The organism is Streptomyces sp. NPDC059582 (assembly GCF_042735715.1).
GTDB lineage: Bacteria > Actinomycetota > Actinomycetes > Streptomycetales > Streptomycetaceae > Streptomyces.
In genome coordinates, this window is record NZ_JBHWCC010000009.1 from 146,816 (window position 1) to 167,367 (window position 20,552).

15 protein-coding genes are annotated in these 20,552 nt (G+C 67.7%); 10 read left to right on the forward strand and 5 right to left on the reverse strand.

Annotated features, from left to right (window positions below; translation table 11 throughout):
- Positions 1-28 precede the first annotated feature (28 nt).
- The 3 genes from ACFV0T_RS11245 (at position 29) to ACFV0T_RS11255 (ending at position 3,871) form a co-directional block, all read left to right on the forward strand.
- Entirely contained in the window at positions 29-1,588 is a 1,560-nt protein-coding gene (locus ACFV0T_RS11245; RefSeq protein WP_385777014.1) for a Re/Si-specific NAD(P)(+) transhydrogenase subunit alpha, read from the forward strand.
- A gap of 23 nt (positions 1,589-1,611) precedes the next feature.
- Positions 1,612-3,039 carry a Re/Si-specific NAD(P)(+) transhydrogenase subunit beta gene (gene pntB / locus ACFV0T_RS11250; RefSeq protein WP_385777016.1) on the forward strand — a complete coding sequence of 476 codons (1,428 nt, stop codon included), beginning with the start codon at positions 1,612-1,614 and terminating at the stop codon, positions 3,037-3,039.
- A 109-nt stretch (positions 3,040-3,148) separates the two neighbouring features.
- Positions 3,149-3,871 (forward strand): enoyl-CoA hydratase/isomerase family protein, encoded by a 723-nt coding sequence (locus ACFV0T_RS11255; protein ID WP_385776906.1) that lies wholly within the window; start codon positions 3,149-3,151, stop codon positions 3,869-3,871.
- A 705-nt stretch (positions 3,872-4,576) separates the two neighbouring features.
- Here ACFV0T_RS11255 and ACFV0T_RS11260 read toward each other — a convergent pair.
- The 3 genes from ACFV0T_RS11260 to ACFV0T_RS11270 all read right to left on the reverse strand — a co-directional run bounded on the left by ACFV0T_RS11260 (position 4,577) and on the right by ACFV0T_RS11270 (position 7,529).
- On the reverse strand, positions 4,577-5,953 hold the full coding sequence (locus ACFV0T_RS11260) for an NADP-dependent succinic semialdehyde dehydrogenase (RefSeq protein ID WP_385776908.1): 1,377 nt from the start codon (positions 5,951-5,953) through the stop codon (positions 4,577-4,579).
- Positions 5,954-6,336: 383 nt separating this feature from the next.
- Positions 6,337-7,020 carry a GntR family transcriptional regulator gene (locus ACFV0T_RS11265; protein ID WP_385776910.1) on the reverse strand — a complete coding sequence of 228 codons (684 nt, stop codon included), beginning with the start codon at positions 7,018-7,020 and terminating at the stop codon, positions 6,337-6,339.
- On the reverse strand, positions 7,017-7,529 hold the full coding sequence (locus ACFV0T_RS11270; protein ID WP_385776912.1) for a VOC family protein: 513 nt from the start codon (positions 7,527-7,529) through the stop codon (positions 7,017-7,019). The genes ACFV0T_RS11265 and ACFV0T_RS11270 overlap by 4 nt, the downstream gene beginning before the upstream one ends.
- A gap of 133 nt (positions 7,530-7,662) precedes the next feature.
- Here ACFV0T_RS11270 and ACFV0T_RS11275 point away from each other — a divergent pair, with 133 nt between their 5' ends.
- The 4 genes from ACFV0T_RS11275 (at position 7,663) to ACFV0T_RS11290 (ending at position 13,421) form a co-directional block, all read left to right on the forward strand.
- Positions 7,663-9,852, forward strand: a complete 2,190-nt coding sequence (locus tag ACFV0T_RS11275; protein ID WP_385776915.1) for a dehydrogenase E1 component subunit alpha/beta — start codon at positions 7,663-7,665, stop codon at positions 9,850-9,852.
- Positions 9,845-11,125, forward strand: coding sequence for a dihydrolipoamide acetyltransferase family protein (locus ACFV0T_RS11280; RefSeq protein WP_385776917.1), 1,281 nt, complete (start codon positions 9,845-9,847; stop codon positions 11,123-11,125). The genes ACFV0T_RS11275 and ACFV0T_RS11280 overlap by 8 nt, the downstream gene beginning before the upstream one ends.
- 679 nt (positions 11,126-11,804) lie before the next feature.
- Positions 11,805-11,987, forward strand: a complete 183-nt coding sequence (locus tag ACFV0T_RS11285; RefSeq protein ID WP_385776919.1) for a hypothetical protein — start codon at positions 11,805-11,807, stop codon at positions 11,985-11,987.
- A 456-nt stretch (positions 11,988-12,443) separates the two neighbouring features.
- A complete protein-coding gene (locus ACFV0T_RS11290) occupies positions 12,444-13,421 on the forward strand; it encodes a phosphotriesterase (RefSeq protein ID WP_385776921.1) in 978 nt (325 codons plus the stop codon).
- On the opposite strand, the gene ACFV0T_RS11295 is transcribed toward ACFV0T_RS11290, so the two are convergent.
- The gene (locus tag ACFV0T_RS11295) at positions 13,402-14,361 is read right to left on the reverse strand and encodes an AraC family transcriptional regulator (RefSeq protein WP_385776924.1); all 960 of its coding nucleotides are present in this window, start codon (positions 14,359-14,361) and stop codon (positions 13,402-13,404) included. The two genes, ACFV0T_RS11290 and ACFV0T_RS11295, sit on opposite strands and share 20 nt — an antisense overlap.
- A 418-nt stretch (positions 14,362-14,779) precedes the next feature.
- Between ACFV0T_RS11295 and ACFV0T_RS11300 the strand changes: the two genes are divergently transcribed.
- From ACFV0T_RS11300 to ACFV0T_RS11310, 3 genes are all read left to right on the forward strand, one after another.
- Positions 14,780-15,619, forward strand: coding sequence for an SDR family NAD(P)-dependent oxidoreductase (locus ACFV0T_RS11300; RefSeq protein ID WP_385776927.1), 840 nt, complete (start codon positions 14,780-14,782; stop codon positions 15,617-15,619).
- A 350-nt stretch (positions 15,620-15,969) separates the two neighbouring features.
- Positions 15,970-17,901, forward strand: a complete 1,932-nt coding sequence (locus ACFV0T_RS11305; protein ID WP_385776929.1) for an N-acetylmuramoyl-L-alanine amidase — start codon at positions 15,970-15,972, stop codon at positions 17,899-17,901.
- A 591-nt stretch (positions 17,902-18,492) separates the two neighbouring features.
- Positions 18,493-19,173 (forward strand): hypothetical protein, encoded by a 681-nt coding sequence (locus ACFV0T_RS11310; RefSeq protein ID WP_385776931.1) that lies wholly within the window; start codon positions 18,493-18,495, stop codon positions 19,171-19,173.
- Positions 19,174-19,476: 303 nt separating this feature from the next.
- Here the strand turns inward: ACFV0T_RS11310 and ACFV0T_RS11315 are convergent, their stop codons facing one another.
- Positions 19,477-20,487, reverse strand: a complete 1,011-nt coding sequence (locus ACFV0T_RS11315; RefSeq protein ID WP_385776933.1) for a helix-turn-helix domain-containing protein — start codon at positions 20,485-20,487, stop codon at positions 19,477-19,479.
- Positions 20,488-20,552: the final 65 nt, after the last annotated feature.

Consider the following 20,552-nt stretch of genomic DNA (forward strand, 5'->3'; position numbering starts at 1 on the left):
GCAACATCGACACCCTGGAGTTATGGGAATGCTGATCGGAATCGTGAGCGAAGCCCGCCGCGGCGAGACGCGCGTTGCCGCGACTCCTGCCTCGGTGGTCCAGCTGGTGAAGCTGGGGTACGACGTCGTGGTGGAGCCGGGTGCTGGTGCGTTGTCGAGCTTCCCGGACGAGGCGTATGCCGAGGCCGGTGCGAGGATCGGTGACCCGCTGGCAGCGGAGGTCGTGCTCGGGGTGAATGCTCTCTCGTCCGAGCAGTTGGACGGGATGAAGCCGGGCGCGACCGTCATCGGCGTCATGAGCCCGGCGTTGAACCCTGCGCTGGTGGAGGACCTGGCGAAGCGGCCGATCACGGCGTTGGCGATGGACGCGGTGCCGCGTATCTCGCGGGCGCAGTCGTTGGACGTGTTGTCGTCGATGGCGAACATCGCGGGCTACCGCGCGGTGGTGGAGGCCGCTCATGTCTTCGGCCGGTTCTTCACCGGTCAGGTGACGGCTGCGGGCAAGGTGCCGCCGGCCAAGGTGCTGGTCTGTGGTGCGGGGGTGGCGGGTCTGGCCGCGACCGGTGCGGCGGGAAGCCTGGGTGCCATCGTGTACGCCACCGACCCGCGGCCGGAGGTCGCCGACCAGGTCAGGTCGCTGGGCGGCGAGTACCTCTCGGTCGAGCCCGAGGATGCCGGCGAGTTGGAGGTGTCGGCGACGGGTTACGCCAAGGAGATGTCGCACGACTACAACACCCGCGCGGCCCAGCTGTACGCCGACCGGATCGTCGAGATGGACATCGTGATCACGACGGCACAGATCCCGGGCCGGCCGGCGCCGACGCTGATCACCGCGGAGATGGTGGCGTCGATGAGTTCGGGCAGCGTGATCGTGGACATGGCCGCCGCGAGCGGCGGCAACGTCGAGGGCACGGTCAGCGACGAGGTGGTGGTCACGGCCAACGGTGTGACGATCATCGGCTACACCGACCTGCCCGGTCGGTTGCCCGCGCAGGCGTCCCAGCTGTACGGCACCAACCTGGTCAACCTGATGAAGCTGGTGACCCCGGGCAAGGACGGCCGGCTGGTGCTGGACTTCGACGACGTGGTGCAGCGGTCGATGACCGTGGTGCGCGACGGCGAGTGCACCTGGCCGCCGCCGCAGGTCCAGGTGTCCGCCGCTCCAGCAGCCGCTCCCGCTTCCGCATCCTCTGAGGTGAAGCCGGTCGGCTCCCAGGCCGAGCAGCCGGTGTCGATCCAGCGGCGGTACACCGCGGTTGGGGCCGGCGCCACGGTGTTGTTCCTGCTGACGGCACTGTCCCCGTCGGCGCTGCTGGGACACCTGACGGTGTTCGCGCTGGCGATCGTGATCGGCTACTACGTGATCGGGCACGTGCACCACGCCCTGCACACGCCTCTGATGAGCGTGACCAACGCGATCTCAGGAATCATCGTGGTCGGCGCCCTGCTGCAGATCGGCCACGGTGAGACCCCGAACGGCGCGGCGGTCACGGTGCTGTCGACGATCGCGATCCTGCTGGCATCGGTCAACATCTTCGGTGGCTTCGCGGTGACCCGCCGGATGCTCTCCATGTTCTCGAGAAGCTGAAGGGCCCTGTCATGTCTGATCTGATGACTGTCGAGACCGCCGCGGCGGCCGCCTACATCGTCGCGGCCCTGCTTTTCATCCTGGCGCTGGCCGGACTGTCCCATCACGAGACCGCCAAGGCCGGCAAGACCTACGGCATCGGCGGCATGGCGGTGGCCTTGGCCGCGACGATCGCGCTGGCGGTCCACCGTGACATCTCCGGAGTCGGTCTGGCGTTGATGATCGGCGCCATGGCGATCGGTGCCGCGATAGGTCTGTGGCGGGCCCGGGTCGTGGAGATGACCGGGATGCCCGAGCTGATCGCCCTGCTGCACTCCTTCGTGGGTCTGGCCGCGGTGCTGGTGGGCTGGAACGGCTACCTGCACGTCGAGTCCACCTTGGACGGCACGGTCAGTGCCGAGGCCAAGGTGCTGGGGGCTCAGGAACTGCTCGGGATCCACTCCGCCGAGGTGTTCATCGGCGTCTTCATCGGCGCGGTCACCTTCACCGGTTCCGTCGTGGCGTTCCTCAAGCTCGCGGCACGGATCAAGTCGTCCCCGCTGATGCTGCCCGGCAAGAACTACCTCAACCTCGGTGCCCTGGCCGCGTTCGCGGTGCTGACCACCTGGTTCGTGATCGACCCGGCGCTGTGGCTGCTGGTCGCGGTCACCATCGTCGCGCTGGCGCTGGGCTGGCACCTGGTCGCCTCGATCGGCGGCGGTGACATGCCGGTCGTGGTCTCGATGCTGAACTCCTACTCCGGCTGGGCGGCCGCGGCATCGGGATTCCTGCTGGAGAACGACCTGCTGATCATCACCGGCGCCCTGGTCGGCTCCTCGGGTGCCTACCTTTCCTCCGTCATGTGCAAGGCGATGAACCGGTCCTTCATCTCCGTGATCGCCGGCGGTTTCGGCATCGAGGCCGGCCCGGCCGACGACAAGGACTACGGCGAGCACCGCGAGATCACCGCCGAGGGCGTCGCCGAGCTCCTCGGGTCGGCAGACTCGGTGATCATCACCCCCGGCTACGGCATGGCCGTGGCCCAGGCCCAGCACGGCGTCGCCGAGCTGACCCGCAAACTCAGGGACCGAGACGTCAACGTGCGGTTCGGCATCCACCCGGTCGCGGGCCGGCTGCCGGGCCACATGAACGTCCTGCTCGCCGAGGCCAAGGTCCCCTACGACATCGTGCTGGAGATGGACGAGATCAACGACGACTTCGACAAAACCGCGGTCGTCCTCGTCATCGGCGCCAACGACACCGTCAACCCCGCCGCCACCGAGGACCCGGGCTCACCCATCGCCGGCATGCCCGTCCTCCAGGTCTGGAACGCCGAGAACGTCATCGTCTTCAAACGCTCCATGGCCTCCGGGTACGCCGGTGTCCAGAACCCGCTTTTCTACCGTGAGAACTCCTCGATGCTCTTCGGCGACGCCAAGGACCGCGTCGAAGACATCCTCCGAGTGCTCTGATGCCTGGGGCGAGAACGCAGTAGAGACGCATCGCGGCGCAGCAAGGTCGACGTGCCAGGCATCGGACGCGCCGTTTTCGACGAACAGTCAACGAAGTGAGAGGACTCGGATGATGAAGAACGTGGACAGCGTCTGGAGCGGCGGCATAGAGCAAGAAGTGGTCGGCGCTACCAGCATCTTGACCATTCACAATGGTGAGCGGAACCTGCTGAACCCAGGCATGCTCACCGACCTCCGCGCCCGGCTGCAGGAGTGTGACGACAACCCGGACATCCGCGCCGTCCTGCTCACCGGCGCAGGTGAGACCTTCTGCGGCGGTCTCGACATCGCTCCCATCAAGGCGGGTGCGGACCCGGCCCTGTTCGGCAAGGCATTGATGGAGACCCTCCGGATCTTCCCGCGTCTGGGTCTGCCTGTCGCGGCTGCCGTCAACGGCGACGCGCTCGCCGGGGGCGCCTCGTTCGTGGCGGCCTGCGACTTCGCCGTCACGGTGGACAGTGCGCGGATCGGCACGATGGAGGTCAGCGCCGGGATGTGGCCGATGATCGCGCAAGTGCCCATCATTCATCGGATCGGGCCGCGCCTGGCGATGGAGAACATAGGTTCCGGCGAGCCGTTCACCGCCGAGAGGGCCCGCGAGGTCGGTCTCGTGCAGGCCGTGGTCGAGGCCGGCCGAGCAGCTGTGGTCGCCCGGGAGTGGCTCGACAAAGCACTGAGGGCGGCCGGCGCGGGTGCCCCTGGCCGTCGCTCCCTCTACGAGTTCGCATCGATGTCGTACGACGACGCGTTCGACGCGTCGCTGCCACGTTTCGTCGGGCTTTTCGACCACTGAACTCTTCGGAGTGCTGTCGCGGGGTGACGTGCGCCCGGTCCTTGCGGTACGCCTGACAACCACGACCGGGTCGTGCGGCTCACATGAACGCCGGGTTCTCCCAGGCCACCGGCTACCGTTACCTCCGTGAAGGCACGGATCTTCTCGCAGAGCAAGTTCGAGAAGCGCCCCGCGCGCTGATGGAGCGACAGGCCCACTGCCGCACCCACGTGATCTCGTTTTGAGGCTATGCGGTGAGTTCGGTGGGCAAGGGGGGTCTCGTCGGCTTCTCGATCGGGTGGCGGGTCTTGTCGAGGAGCATGGGCGTTGATGATGCGGCCGCCTTCGCTGAACATTCGGCGAGCGCGGGAGCTGTCGGCAGGTCGAGGTGCACCTCATGGGTGGCGGTCTCGGCCGGCTGCGAGCGGCCCTACCGGCGGCTGCAGGACTGATGGACGCAAGGCAGACATGTACCCGTCGGTCGAGTGCTGGAAGTGTTCACCGGCTCGGAGCGAGTCGGTGGCGATGTCGTCGGCGAGCATCGAGAAGGACATCGGCGCGCCGACCGCCTCCCCTGGCGAGGCTGCTGGTCGAGCGCCGGCTTCGACCAGCTCGGCGATCGGCGTGGGGAGACGGTTCCAGGCCACGGTGCCGGACCGCGCGCGAGGAGCCGACGGGCGTCTGCCGAGTCCATCGCGCACGGTCCGAGGAGACCGACGTCGCCCGTCAGTTCTTCCAGATCGTCTTGAGGTTGCAGAACTCCCGGATGCCTTCCGCGGCGAGCTCGCGGCCTATGCCGGAGTCCTTCACGCCGCCGAAAGGCAGCTCGGGGTAGGAGACGCTCATCCCGTTGACGAAGACGGCACCTGCCTCGAGGCGGGTGATCAGGAACCGCTCCTCGTCCGGTTCAGTGGTCCACACCGACGAGCTGAGGCCGAAGGTCGTGTCGTTGGCGAGCACCGCGGCCTGCTGGATGTCGTCGACCCGGTGAACCACGGCCAGCGGACCGAAGGCCTCCTCCCGGTACACGCGCATCTCGGGGGTGACCTCCTCCAGCACCGCCGGCTCGAAGAACCACCCCGCAGTACCGACCGCCGACCCACCGCACCGCAGGACGGCACCCTTCGCGACGGCGTCGTCGACGAGTTCGACGAGCTCGCGTCGACCGGACTCGGTGGCGATCGGCCCGATCTCGGTCTCCTCGTCGAGCGGGTCGCCGACGGTCAGCGCCTTTGTGTCCGCGACAAAGGCCTCGACGAACTCCTCGTACACCTCCGTGTGGACGATGAACCGCTTGGCCGCGATGCAGGACTGGCCGTTGTTCAGCGTACGAGCGGTCACGGCCGTTCGGGCGGCCGCGCGAACATCGGCGGAGGGCAGCACGATGAACGGGTCGGACCCACCCAGCTCAAGCACCGCCTTCTTCACCTCTGAGCCCGCGACAGCCGCGATCGACCGCCCGGCCGGCTCGGAACCGGTCAGCGTCACGGCGGCGACGCGCCGGTCGCGGACGACTGCTTCGACGTCGGCCGAGCCGATGAGGAGCGTCTGGAACGATCCGAGGGGGAAGCCCGCTCGTTCGAAGAGCGTGTCGAGGTACATCGCGGACTGCGGAACGTTCGAGGCGTGCTTGAGCAGGCCGACGTTGCCGGCCATCAGCGCAGGCGCAGCGAAGCGGATCACCTGCCACATCGGATAGTTCCACGGCATCACGGCAAGAACGACGCCCAGCGGCTCGTAGGAGGTGTAGGCAGCCGAGGCTTTGACCGTGCCCGGGTCGGCGAGCGCCTGGTCGGCCAACAGGCTTTCGGCGTTGTCGGCGTAGAACCGCATCGCGAGCGCGCACTTGAGGACTTCCCCGCGGGCCTGCGTGATCGGCTTGCCCATCTCGATCGTGAGTCTTTGCGCCGTGTGGGCTGCCTCGGCTTCGACCAGGTCTGCGGCTGCCCGCATCCACCGGGCCCGAGTGTCGAAGTCGGTCGCCCGCAGCATCGCGGCCGCGGCCTCTGCCTGCGTCAGCCGCTGATCGACCTGTTCCTTCGTGAGTGAAGCGAACTCTTCGACGAGCTCACCGGTGGCGGGGTTGACAGTAGCGATGGGCACGGCGCTCTCCTCGTGATGTGGGGCACTCCATGAGCCTTGATTGGATCCATTGTAGGTTCCGTAGGGAGGGTGTGCCAGGGAAATGTAAGGCTGATGCCGTTCGCTTGCGTCCAGTTGGATACATTCGAGGTGGCCCATCTGAGAATGGTCCGCGACGTGATGAGAGGGTCGGCTCTCAGGGGTGAGGGCCGAAGCGGACGCTCATGCGCATGCCGCGCGCGGGACGGTCCATTCGCGCCGAGTCCGGCACGCGCGCCGGCGTCCCGCTCCCGGGACGGGCGTCGAGTACCGACGCGGAGATCGCTCCGTCGGCGACCCGAGCGATCAGGAGGGAACTTCAGAAGGCGCCCGCCTGGCCGGCCGCCGCAGGAGTCAGCCCCGCGTCACCGCTTTTCGGCGAAGAGCTCGGGGTGAGCCGTGAGTTCGACCCTCGTGCGGCGGATGTGCCCCGTGAGGTACCGCTCACCGTCTTCGGCGTCACGGCGCCGCACGGCGTCGAGGATCAGCCGGTGCTCGGCGTTGACGATCGTGGCCCGGTCAGGGTCCGTGAGCACCATGAACGCACGGCGATAGTGCTGGGTGGAGTTCCAGAGCCGCTCCGTCATGGCCAGCAGGTGGTCGCTGGGGCAACCCGCGTAGGTCGCCATGTGGAAGTCGCGGTCCAGAAGAAGGAACCGGTTGACGTCGCTCTGGTTCTCGATCTCGTCCTGGATGTGCTCCAGGCGGGCGAGGTGGTGATCAGTGAGATGGGGAAGACTCTCGGCCAGAGTCAGCGGCTCGAGTCGCTCGCGCATCCGGTAGTAGGTGTTCACGTCTTCGAGGCTGAGCACAGGAACCCGCGACCCTCGATTGGGGAACGACTCCGTGAGTCCCTCCGACTCCAGGATCCGCAGCGCTTCGCGGACCGGGATCCGGCTCGTGCCGAGGCGCTCCGCGAGTTCGTCCTGGCGCAGCCAAGTGCCGGGAGTCAGCTCGCCGGCGAGGATCTCCTCGCGGAGGATGCCGGCGATGTGCTGACTCCTGACGCTGTCCGACCCGCGCGGATCGCGAGCGTGCTCAGGAGTCAAGTGCGGTCACCTCTGAACTTTGACGGGTCACGGTCGAAGGCCTTGCCGCCAGGATAGGACACCAGCTCGAACTGCATTCCCCATGGTGAGAGGAAGTAGACCCATCGCTGCCCCTCCGACGGTCCGGTGCTGACGGTCGGGTCGCCCAGCACGGGGACGTCTCTCGCTCTCAGGAACGATACTGCTTCGTCCAGGTCTTCGACGTAGAGCGCGACATGGTGACCGCCGACGTCACTGTTGCGTGGGACGACCTTCTGCTGCGCGTCCGCTCGGTACTCGAAGACCTCGAAGACGGCCTGCTCGCCGCACCGGTAGAAGCGCAGTTGTCGCATGACGGTGCGCGCGTCCACGTTCAGGTGCACCGACATCCAGTCCCCTGCCCCGCTGAACGGGCCGAGCGAGTACAGGTACTCACAACCCAGGACGTCCACGAGCCACGTGTGCGCTTGGTCCAAGTCCGGCACCGTGAATCCGATGTGATCCAGGCGTACGAGGCCAGGTAGAGCCATGATCTTCCTCCCTTGGATACAAATGCACTTCCATGGTGCGCCAGTGGCCGCCGGAAGTCGAGCACACTCTTGAAATTGGATCCAATCGTGTGGCAGGGTCGCTTGCACGCTGGTCGATTGAAGGAGGCTCCCGATGCCTGCGGAACACACGCTCGAAGCGAACGCCGCGTGGTCGGAGTTCGTCGTCACCCAGGACGACTGGGACGCCGCGGCTCCAGTACTCTTGACGGGCATGTTCAGCCAGTTGGTGCTGATCAGGACCTTCGAGGAGTACGTCCTGGAGCTTGCCGCCGACGGGCTCATCCACGGCCCTGCGCACTCCAGCATCGGCCAGGAAGGCGGCGCGGTCGGTGCGTGTTTCGCCCTTACGTCAGAGGACACCGCGAACGGGTCGCATCGTGGCCATCACCAGTTCCTCGCCAAGGTGCTCGCCCATCTGTACCCGAAGGGCATAGACCCGACAAAGCCGTTCGCTGAGGATGTACGGGCCGTACTCCTGCGGAGCCTGCGCGAAATATGCGGACTGGACCGGGGCTTCAGCCACGGTCGAGGCGGCAGCATGCACCTGCAGTGGCACGAGGCCGGCGCCATCGGGACCAACGCGATCGTCGGTGGCGGGGTACCGCTGGCGGCCGGATCCGCGTGGGCCCACAAGAAGGCCGACACCGACGCGGTGACCTTCACGTTCTTCGGCGATGGCGCGATCAACATCGGATCCACGCTGGAGAGCTTCAACCTTGCGGCGGCGTGGTCGCTGCCCTTGTGCTTCTTCGTGGAGAACAACCTCTACGCCGTCTCCACCCACGTGTCCGAAGTCACCGCCGAGCCAAGGCTGTCCGGCCGCGGCCCGGGCTTCGGCATCCGGAGCTGGAAGGTCGACGGCATGGATCCGCTGGCCGTGTACCTCGTGACGCAGCAGGCCCTCGCACACATGCGCGGCGGCAACGGTCCGACGATGATCGAAGCCGATGTGTACCGCTACTTCCACCAGAACGGTCCCTTCCCCGGCTCGGCGTTCCGGTATCGCACCAAGGAGGAGGAAGCGCAGTGGCGCGCACGCGACCCGATCGACACCATGGTGGAACACCTGGTGCGACGCAGAATCCTCAGCAAGAGGGCGGTCGCGGAGACGATCAAGCGCGCCAAGACTCTGATGTCCGAACTCGGCGACGTACTCCTGGAACCGCGACCGGGCGGCAAGCCGGGTGAGCGACGCATCCGGCCCTCGGAGTGGCCGGACCCGGCGTTCGTCGATGAAGGCGTCCGGGGCGACCTGTCGGAATTGGCGGAGATCGAGTTCACCGACGCCGAGGACTTCGCTGACGGCTTGACCGATGTCAAGTTCATCGGCGCCGTCGCCGACGTGATGCGACGCCGCCTGGAGACCGATCCTCGTGTCGTGGTGATGGGGGAGGACGTGCACCGGCTCAACGGCGGCACCAATGGCGCCACCCGCGGTCTGAGCGAGACGTTCCCCGACCGCGTACTCGGGACCCCGATCTCGGAGAACGCGTTCGCCGGCCTCGGCGGCGGACTGGCTCTCGACGGCCGGTTCCGCCCGATCGTCGAGTTCATGTACGCCGACTTCATGTGGGTGGCGGCGGACCAACTGTTCAACCAGATAGGAAAAGCCCGCCACATGTTCGGAGGCGAGGGGAAGGTGCCGTTCGTCCTGCGCAGCAAGGTCGCCACCGGCACCGGCTATGGATCGCAGCATTCGATGGACCCGGCCGGCATCTTCGCGACGGCACCCGGCTGGCGAATAGTCGCTCCGTCGACGCCGTTCGACTACGTCGGCCTGATGAACACGGCCCTGGCCTGTGATGACCCGGTCGTGGTCCTCGAGCACGTGGACCTGTACAACTCCACCGGGCCCGGACTGCCGGAGAACCACGACCACTACCTTCCCGTCGGCAAGGCAGCCGTACGTCGCGAGGGCGCGGCCCTGACCATCGTCACCTACCTGGCGATGACGCCCGCCGTTCTGGCCGCCGTCGAAGAGACGGGAGTGGACGCCGAGGTCATCGACCTGCGCTGGCTGGACCGGGCCAGCCTCGACTGGGACACGATCACCCGATCGGTGATGAAGACCAACAACGTGCTCATCGCCGAGCAGGGAGCCATCGGTACCTCCTACGGCGGCTGGCTCGCGGACGAGATCCAACGCCGGCTGTTCGACTGGCTCGACGCCCCGATCGAGCGCGTGACGGGTGGCGAGGCGTCGCCGAGCATCAGCAAGGTACTGGAGCGCGCCGCGTTCGCCTCCACGGAGGAAGTCGTCGTCAAGCTCCGCGAGATCACGCAGGGGCAGAACAATGGCTGAGATCATGCGCATGCCCGAGGTCGCCGCCAACACCACGGAGGCGATCCTGGAAGCCTGGAACGTCGGCTTGAACACCCCTTACGCAGCCGGCGACCCGATCGTCACCGTGGAGACCGAGAAAGCCACGGTCGACGTGGAAGCCGAGAACGACGGCGTACTGCTTCGCCTCCTGGTGGAAGCGGGCACGACAGTGGCGGTGGGTACGCCGATCGCGGTCTGGGGGGCAAAGGACGAGCCGGCGTCCGAGGTGGACGCCCTGGTGGCTTCGCTGGGTACCGGACAGGCGCCGGTGACGGCGTCCACCGCCTCGGCGACGGCGCCGCAAGAGCCCGCGACGCCGGCGGGCACGGTCGCTCCGGCGCCCGCCGTGGCCGCGTCGGACAACAGCGAGCGCATCTTCGCCAGCCCGCTGGCACGTCGTCGCGCGCGTGAACTCGGAGTCGATCTGAAAGCTGTGGTGGGGAGCGGCCCGCACGGACGAATCCGGCGCGCCGACGTCGAAGCAGCCGTCGTCACCTCGGTGGAGCCGGAGGAAACACTGCCCGCCGACACCGGGGCCGAGATCTCGACAAGCGCGACTTCGGCGGCCGGGCCGCGATTCGTGGACGTGCCCAACACGCGGATGAGGACGGCAATCGCCCGCCGCCTGACGGAGAGCAAGCAGAACACGCCGCACTTCTACCTGCGCGCCGGCGCACGCGTCGACGCGTTGCTCGAGCTGCGGCAACAGATCAACGCCGGCGAGGGCGTGAAGGTGTCGATCAACGACCTGCTCGTCAAGGCGATCGCGTCCGCGCACGTGAGCGTTCCCGCGATGAACGCGCAGTGGAACGACACCTCGATCCGGCACTTCTCGGACGTCGACATCGCTGTGGCCGTCGCCACCGACGGCGGTCTGGTCACCCCGGTGGTCCGCGGCGTGGACTCGCTGTCGATGAGCGGCGTGGCCAAGGCGACGAAGGACCTGATCGCCCGTGCGAAGGAGCGCCGGCTCCAGCAGGACGAACTGGAAGGCGGCACGATCACGATCACCAACCTCGGCATGTACGGCACCGAGGACTTCGCGGCGATCATCAATCCGCCACAGGCCGCGATCCTGGCCGTCGGCGCGGTGCGGCAGGAGGCGGTCGTCGACGAGGGTGCGATCAACGTCGCGTCCGTTCTGCGTCTGACTCTCGCCGTCGACCACCGGTCGGTGGACGGCGCCACCGCGGCCGAGTGGATGAAGGCGTTCGTGGACGTTCTCGAGCACCCGTTCCGGATCCTGCTGTGAGTGCCGGCGAACTCGAGGGCGCGGAGGGCGCGGAGGGCGCACCCCGACCGGGATCACGACCGACCTCCGTCGTATTCGGTCGTCGGGCTCGCGGTACCGAAGCACACGTCGTTCCCAGCGGATCCGTAGGCGGCGAATGGGCATCAGCCCCGGCGGGCCGACACCCTGCGGCAACTCAGATCGCGACGTGACGCCCTGCGGCAAGCACTCGCCGAGTAGCTGTCGGCATCCAGTGATGTTCCCCGACATGAACAGCCAGGGAATCGGTTGTGCTTGGCCGGACGCGGTCGGCCCTCTCGCCACGGTGTGGGGAGAGGGCCGACGGCAGTTCGGGCGGGGGGCGTACTGCGTGGCAGCGGGGCGTCTGCGGACAACGACTGTGCGCCGGTGCGAAAGACCTCACGGTCGTGGTGCACGAGAGTAGACGCCGTGCCGACAGGCGGCCTGTGGTTCGGCCCGCCCGTGCGGACCATGTACGCGGCGAACCGGACGGATCTGTGAGGACTCCTGTCCCGCTCAGATCGGTCCGGTGTCACGCAGGCGACGGCACGGTCCGATAGGAGCACGCGCTCCTGCTGCTTTCGCCCACGACGTTTTGCGCTAGAACCGCTGTGACGCCATCCGCCCTGCGACCGAGATCGCCGATGTCAGCGCCGCCGAGGCGGCGCTGCGCAACTGGGTGCTGAACCTGCACGAGGAGTTGGCCGGCAGCGGCGTCCAGGCCGCTCACGTCGCCATCGACGTGACGATCGGCAGCTCGACCTTCTACGGACAGCCGCGGGCCACTGCGGAGCAGATCGCTCCCGTCTACTGGGACTTGCACACCAACCGCGACAAGGTCGAGCGGATCTTCAAAGGCTGAGACCGTCCCGGTTTCTGACCCGCGCTCTGGTCGCTTCGCGATCGTGTGTGCTGTGGTGTGCCACGGCGCGGGGTAGCGGCAGCGGATGTCGTGCCTCCCGTGCCAGGTAGAGCAACGCCGTTCACCGGCTTCGCACAGCGGGGGCGGCGGCCCTGCCGACCCCCGCGCGACTGCCCGACCCGGCACACGCCGGACAGCCTGAGCCGTTCGTCTTCCTCTCGCTGCACGGCCGTCCGTGAGGCATGGGGGTGCGCCTGCGGACAACGACTGTGCGCTGGTGCGAAAGACACCCCGGACGCGGTGTCCGAGAGTAGATGTCGTGCCACAGGCGGTCCGTACATCGGCCGCCCGTGCGGACCTGGCACACCGCGAACCGGACCTGCCAGGGCCACACCCTCACTTTGCACAGACCATGCCGGTGCCGTTCAGGCGACGGCGAGATCCCGAAGGACATCCATGACCCCGCACTCTCAGGTGCAGACTGTTCGCGGCCCCGTGTCGGTCGACGACCTCGGTACCGTCCTGATGCACGAGCACGTTTTCGTCCTGAGCGAGGAATTCCGTCAGAGCATGCCGGAAACCTGGGACGAGCAGGAACGCGTCAGTGACGCGGTGCGTCGGCTGAAGGACCTGGTCGCCAGGGGCGTCACCACGATCGTGGACCCCACAGTGATCGGCCTCGGGCGCGACGTCAGCCGGGTGGCGCTGGTGAACGAGCAGGTCGACCTGAACATCGTCGCGGCCACGGGCATCTACACGCTGGGCGATGTCCCGAACTTCTTCAGGTACCACGGGCCGGGCACCATGCTCGGCGGTGCCGAGGGCATGACCGAACTGTTCGTCCGGGAGCTCACCGAGGGCATCGCCGACACGGGCATCAGGGCCGCGTTCCTGAAGTGTGCGATCGAGGAGGAACTCACCCCTGGTGTGGAGCGGGTGATGCGGGCCGTGGCACAGGCTCATCTGCGTACCGGTGCGCCGATCACCGTCCACACCAACGCGATCGCCCGCACCGGCCTGGTGGCGCAGGAGATCCTGCGAAGCGAGGGGGTGGACCTCGCGGCGGTTGTCATCGGCCACAGTGGCGACACCAACGACCTGGACTATCTGCACGAGCTCATCGACAACGGCTCGTACGTCGGTATGGACCGCTTCGGTCTCGACATCCTGTTGCCGGGCGACCTGCGTGTGGCGACCGTCGCGGCTCTGGCCCAGGAAGGCCTCGCCGACCGTATGGTGCTGTCGCATGACGCGTCGTGCCATGTCGACTGGTTCCCGGCCGGGGTGCGCGAGCAGATCGCGCCGAACTGGCATCACACGCACCTGCACGACAGCGTCCTCCCTTCACTGCGCGAGGCCGGCGTCACCGAAGAGCAGCTCACGACCATGCTGGTCGACAATCCGCGCCGGTACCTCAGCCCGCTGGGCGGCTGACCGGCCGATGGCGAAGCCTGCTCACGTCCACTCCGTCCCGGGGCGGCAGGGCGCCCTGCCGGGCGTCGCGGGGCGTCATCCCGAACTCGTGCCGGAACGCGGTGCTGAATGACGCGTGACTGCCGAAGCCGCAGGAGTGAGCGATCTGCGCGACCGAGTGTCCGGCCCAGTTCGCGCCGGCGAGCCGGGTCCGGGCAAGGTGCAGGCGTTCACGCCGTATGAGGTCACGCGACGTCGTGTTGGCTGCCTGCAGTACGTGCTGGATGTAGCGCGTCGACCAGCCGAGTGCGCGCGCGATGGTGGCGATGTCGAGGTCGTCATCGCACGCGTGACGGCGGATGTAGCGGCGTACCTCCGTCTCGACCCTCGCCCGGTGCCCTGTCGGTGCCGAATCGGTTGCGCCCTCCGCGGCCAGGCACACCAGGTCGAGCAGGCGCTCGCAGGCGATGTCGAAGGCCGTCTCGGAGAGCGTTTCGAGCTCCTCCTGCAACGTGGTCAGCATCGTGCGGATCACCCGGCCCAGACCGCTGCCCCCGTCAAGCATCTGTGGCTGGTGGACGGCAGCCGGGTTGCGGTGGGCAACCTCGTGGCCGGGCACGATCAGCGCGATCGACAGGAAGTCGTCGTCGTGAGCGAAGGTCACCGGCCGGTCCATGTCGCACAGCGCCATGACACCGGGCCGGATCTCGCCCGACGACGGTCCTTGCTCCACCCAGGCAGTCCCGGCGAGGGGAACAAGCAGTTCGCAGGTGCCGCGAGGATCGGCGGTGATGTGCCGAGCGTCCCGGATGACCGTTTCCTGGCCGCCGCTGCACAGGGCGATGCCATAGGTCTGGGACTGCTGGGCGGCGAGCCGTCCCGTCCACGGCGCCGTGCGATCCATCACTTCGACGAGGCTTGCCCCATGCAAACTGGTGAACGCCTCGCTCCAATCGCTCACCGAGGGTATCGGTGCAGCCGGGGTCCATTGGTACACGCGTCTCCCTTGTCCGCTCGGCCGGCAGCGGGAGCGACCGCGATGGCCCCATCTTCCGGTTTGAACCACATTGTCCCGTCCGGCCTCGCCCTGTTGCGACCGCGCGATCGGTCACCCCAGCGTAGTCGGAATGGGTCGCAGCCCAGCCCGGCCCGGCCCGGCCCAGCTCTTGCGAGGCGGGGGCATCGGCACATCCCGGCAACGGGAAGGTGCTCCGCCGCAGGCAGGCTCCACGCCTTGAGACGTGTCATCTCCGGCACCGGCCGGAGGGGAGGAGGGAACCGCATGCGCTGATGGCCCGCGCCTCGTCTGCCGAATCAACAACCCCACGCGTCCGCACAGCTCACACGAGCCGCCGACAAATGAACGGATACCACCACCCATGTCGAAGACCATCGTCATCACCGGTGCCAGCGATGGCCTCGGAGCCGCCGGCGCCCGCCGGCTCCACCAGGACGGCCACCGGGTCGTCATCGTCGGTCGCTCCCCCGAGAAGACCGCGAAGATCGCCGACGAGCTCGGAGCCGACCGCTTTCTCGCGGACTTCACTTCCCTGGCCGACGTCAGGAAACTTGCCGCGGAACTCGATGCCGCCTGCCCGCGTATCGACGTCCTGATCAACAACGCCGGGGGCATTTACGGTGATCGCGACAGAACGGTCGACGGGTTCGAGAAGACCCTTCAGATCAATCACCTGGCGCCGTTCCTGCTGACGAACCTGCTCATGGGCAAGCTCCTGGCCGGCAAGGCGTCGGTCATCCAGACCTCCAGCGTGGGAGCCCGCCTGTTCGGAAAGCTCGACATCGACGACCTCGACAACGACACGGACTACACGGCGCACCGGGCATACGGCACCGCGAAGCTCGAGAACATCCTCTTCACCAAGGAACTTCACGCCCGCTTCGCGTCCCACGGCCTGTCCGCTGCCGCCTTCCACCCCGGCGCCGTCGCGACCAACTTCGCCTCCGGCAGCAAGAGCTTCATGCGCCCCATCTACAACAACCCGCTCAGCCGCCTCTTCATGGTCAGTCCGGAGAAGGGGGCCCGGCAGATGGTCTGGCTCGCCGAAGGCACCCCGGGCACGGAGTGGCAGTCCGGTACCTATTACGAGAACGGCAAGCCCGCTCGCCGCAACAATCCGCAGGCTGACGATCGTGACCTCGCCCGTGAACTCTGGAACCGCTCCACCGAGCTCGTCGGCGTGGACGTCGTGAATCCGTGAACAGGAGCCGACCCGGCGGTGGCCCGTACCGGCAGGGGAAGGTCAGTCACGTCAGGCGTCATCGCGCCGCGCTCGTACGGGTGCCGAGTGTGGCCGTCGGTGTCCGACGCCGGGGCTCTCGTGCGCGCACGGCTCGGCCGAGCGACCGTCCGGCCGCTCGGTTGCTGAGCCGAAGAGCGGCTCGCGCCATTCCGGGATCGCGCGAGTAGGTACGGGTGTCACGACTCGCCCGGACGGCTGGTCATATAGTCGTCGACGCTCCAAGTCCCCGACAACTGTTGTCCCGTTCGGCCGCTCGATGTGCCGTACGTGGCGACTGTTCATCTCGAATTCCCATAAGGATCATCATCTTGCACAAGAGGAAAAGGCGGCTGCGTCTTCCGGTCGCGATCGCGGTGAGCGCGTTGGCCGCAGGTGGTCTGGCCACCCTGCCGTTGACCGCGCTGGCCGACAGCACAGGCGACGTGGCCGACGCGTCCCGGCAACAGGACTTCGCCTCGGCCGCCGCGCAGTACCACATTCCCGTCAGCGTCCTCCTCGGCGTGGCCTACCAGGAGTCGGGATGGGACGCGCACGGCGCGCTGCCCAGCTCCGGCGGCGGTTTCGGGCCCATGAACCTCACCGACGTCACCCCCGCCATGATGGCCGGCGGCGGCGCGGGTGCCGCCGGGCGCAGCGACCTCGCTTCTCTGGCCGCGGATCCGGCTCTGCACACCCTGCAGGCCGCCGCGAAGCTGACCGGGCTGTCCGTGGACACGCTGCGGACGGATCCCGCCGCGAACATCCGCGGGGGAGCGGCGCTGCTCGCGTCCTACCAGGAGCAGTTGACCGGCGACACGCCGGCCGACGCCTCTCAGTGGTACGGCGCCGTGGCCCGGTACAGCCAGTCGACGCAGAAGCAGGGGGCAGTCCGATTCGCGGACCGCGTTTTCGCCACGATCCGCACCGGGGCCGCCGGTGTGACGCAGGACGACCAGCGGGTCCGACTGGCGGCCAGTCCTTCCGTGCGGCCCGCGGACACGCAGGTCGAGCGGTTGCACCTCAAGGCGTCGGCCACCGCTGACACGGAGTGCCCGCTGACGGTGGACTGCACGTTCGTTCCCGGCTCCCCGGCGGGCGGCCAGGTGTCGAACCGGCCCGCCAACGGCATCAGGATCGACTCCATCGTCATCCACGACCTGGAGTCCACCTACGACGCCGGGGTCAAGGGCCTCGCCGACCCGAAGAACGTCGCCTCGACGCACTACGTGATGCGGTCCTCGGACGGCGCGGTGACCCAGATGGTGCCGACGAAGGACATCGCCTTCCAGGCGGGCAACTACTCCTCGAACCTGCACTCCATCGGGATCGAGCACGAGGGCTACGCCGCGCAGGGCGCGGCCTGGTACACAGAGGCGCAGTACGAGGCCACGGCCGACCTGGTGAAGTACCTGGCGGGCCGGTTCGGCATACCCCTGGACCGTCAGCACATCGTGGGCCATGACAACGTTGCCGGACCGAACTCCTCGCTGGTGTCCGGCATGCACTGGGACCCGGGCAACGGCTGGGACTGGGACCACTTCATGCGCCTGCTCGGCCGTCCGCTCAGCGGGCTGCGCGGCGTCCCCGACGTGGGCTCGGTCGTGACCATCGACCCCCCGTTCGCCGACAACGTGCAGACCGTCCAGGTCTGCCCCGCCGACGACCCGACGGGTGCCACCCCTGCCTGTACGGACAAGCAGCAGGCATCGAACTTCGTCTATCTGCGCACCGCCCCGGACGCGAGCGCCCCGCTCTTCGGCGACCAGGCGATCCACGGAACCGGCGCGGGCACCAACCGGATCAACGACTGGGGCAGCACCGCGCAGGCCGGACAGCAGTTCGTGGTCGCGGACGTGCAGGACGACTGGACCGCGATCTGGTACAGCGGGTCCAAGGTGTGGTTCTACAACCCTGACGGCAAGAACACCAAGCGCGCCTTCGGGGTGAAGATCATCAAGCCTGCGGGCACGACCCCGGTGGCCGTCTACGGATCCAGCTACCCGGACAAGTCGGAGTACCCGGCAGGCTTGGGCGCCTCCACCCAGGCCCCGTTGAGCATGTACACCGTGCCGGTGGGCCAGGCCTACGTCGCCACCCAGCCGCCGGCCGCCACCGACGACTACTTCACCTCCGGAGCGGTCGTCATCGGCAGCAAGAAGATGTACACCGTCCAGTACAACCACCGCGTGGCGCTGGTCTACGCGAACGACGTCTCAGCGACCACCGCGATCCACCACTGGGAGGACGGCGGCGCGAACTGACGCCCGCTCCACTCCGTCAGGGGGCCCCGGCCGGGCGACGTCCCGGCCGGGCCCCGCCCGTGCCAGCCCGGAACCCCACGACGCGGCCCGCCTCCCGAACCGTCCTCCTGGCTGAACCGGATCGAGGGCCAGTTCACTGCCCTGCCTTGTACTCACCCTGGACGGGACCGACCACGGGCAGCGACAAGGAGCAGGGCGCACGGCCCCCGTCACTGCACTCCATCGTTACCGCGCCCGGCCCGACAGCCATCCGCATGGACCACCGGCGCTACCCCTGCGGGCGTCACCGTCCACGTGGGCGCCACATCCCCCTGACTCATGATGTGCGCATGCCGAAAGGGTCGTCTCTGAACCACGGCCGACAACCCCACGCCTTACGCCGGTGTTCCGCCGACATTACAAAGGGAATTAGCGGCTCCGTGACGAAATTGCGACGCCATCGCGAACTGCCGTATCCCGGCGGAGGGAAGGTTGAACAACGGATGGCATTCCAGAGGTTCAACCTGGAAGGAGTGGGGGCTCAAGATGCCTGGGGGTGGCGGAAGTGGCGGAAGTGGAAGGCTGCGTCGTTTCTTTCGTTCAGCGACCGTAGTGGCGCTCACGATTGGTGTAGTCGTGGGGCTTGTTCAAATCTTCGCCAACGATGCCTACAGCGGAATCAAGGATCGACTGTGGCCGACAGTCAAGGGTACGGAAGTAATCAACTACGCGCCCGTGAACAACGGGCATCTGGCGACCGGAATCAGCATCGGCAAGACAGGATCCGGCACCTGCGACCGAGAAGCCCTGATCACCGAGGGTGCAGCCATGCGGTGCAGCATCAAGGACCAGGGGTTCGAACCCTGCTACTGGCGAGACGTGAAGGGCGATCGGGATCGATACATCTGTGTCATGTCTCCGTGGGAGAAGAAAGCCATCCAGGTAGTCATTCCGGAAGGGTGGGACACGCCAGGGATCGAGGGTCCGCAAATCCCGAAAGAGGAGCGTGGGCCTTGGGGTGTCGAGGTCCAGGACCCCGGAAATCGAGAAAAGTTCTACCGCTGCCTGGCCATCACTGGTGCGGCGGGAAGCGCCGGCGGAGAGCCCACTCGGTACATCTGCTGGAATGAGCACATCGACCCGTGGAAGGACGGGTACTTGGACGAAGCGGAGGTCGCCGCCTACGGGACTGAAGTTGAGCGTAAGACGCAAGGGCCATGGATGCTGCCGATCGCTATTGTCGGAGGCGGCTCCGAAGTGAGGCGCGGTGCAATCAGGCGCGTCTTCCTCTAGTGCTCGTCAACTGCTGCGGCGCACAGCGCTGCACCCGCCGCGCCGCCGCCGGCCCGGCCACGTCGAACCGAGCCGGCCGGCGAACACCCAGTTCGACCTCGGCTACGCCATGCAGATCAACCGTGACGCGCAGGCCGTACGGCAGACACACAGCGTCCTCGCCAACGGTCCGGCCCGCCACGAGCGGGCTCCCGTGCGGCCCCGCTCGACGTCCGCCAAGCCGCCACCCTGCGCGAATCTCACCGCACCAGGGCCACCGAAGTCACCTGCAGTCTGTCCGGCGAACAGTCCGACATCACTCGATCACGTGCCGTAGCCCGGCGCCGCTGGCTCCACCCAGCCGTGTCTGACGGCGTGACCGCCGAGCTGCATCCGGGTACGGACTCCGGCCAGGTCCATGAGGTGGCGCAGGCGTCGGTGCAGCGTGCGCGGTGACAGGCCCAGCTGTGTCGCGGCCGTCTGGTCGGTCAGGCCGGCCAGTAGTAGCGCGAGGATCCTTCGGTCAAGGTCCGTCGGGCCTGGCGAACCGAGCTCCACGGTGGTTTCGGCTTCTGCCCCGGTGCCCGACAGTTCGAGCGGGTGGGCGGTGCGCCATACCGTCTCGAACAGCGCGTCCAGCGCGTCCAACAGGCCGCTGCGGTGCAGCAGCACGGCGCCGGGCTCGCCGGCCGGTGTGACCGTGAGCGGGACCAGGCCGAGGTCGGCGTCGGCCAGCACCAGCTTCATCGGCAACTGGTCGGCGACACGCAGTTGTACGCCGTTGCGCAGTGAATCGATCGCATCGGTGATGATGCCCGGCTCTGCCAGCACGGCCCGGTCCAGTACTGCCCGGAAGTGCACGCCGCGGCCGATGGCCATGGGTTCGGCCGTGTTCTCCTCGGGCGGGACGGCGAGGAACGGTGCCGTGATGAAGCTGCGGACCTGCGTGCGGGCCGCCTGTTGCACCTGCAGGAAGCGATGACGGATGGCGTCGACGCCCGTCACGACTTCGATCAGATCGTTGATGCTGCTCCCGGTCATGGCCGACCGGTGTTCCTCGGCGAGGGTCACCAGTGCCTGCTCGGCGACGCGCAGCCCGTCTCGGTGCCGGCTGATGAGAGCGCCGAGCGCCATGGCCGGCGGCGCGGCGGCGAACTGCCCGTCCGCCGACCGGATCACCAGTTCCCGCTCGATCAGGCGGGACAAGGCCTTCTCGACGTGGGCTCGCGGTACGACGAGAAGGTCCGACAGGAGCGCCGCGGTGGAGGTCGGCCGTCCGAGCAACGTCCGGTAGACGCGCTCGTCATCGGGGTCGAGGCCCAGAACATCCAGCATGGGTGACCGACTCTCCTCCGTTTGCCACAGCGGGTGAGTATGTGCCACGGCGGCAGGCCCTGAAC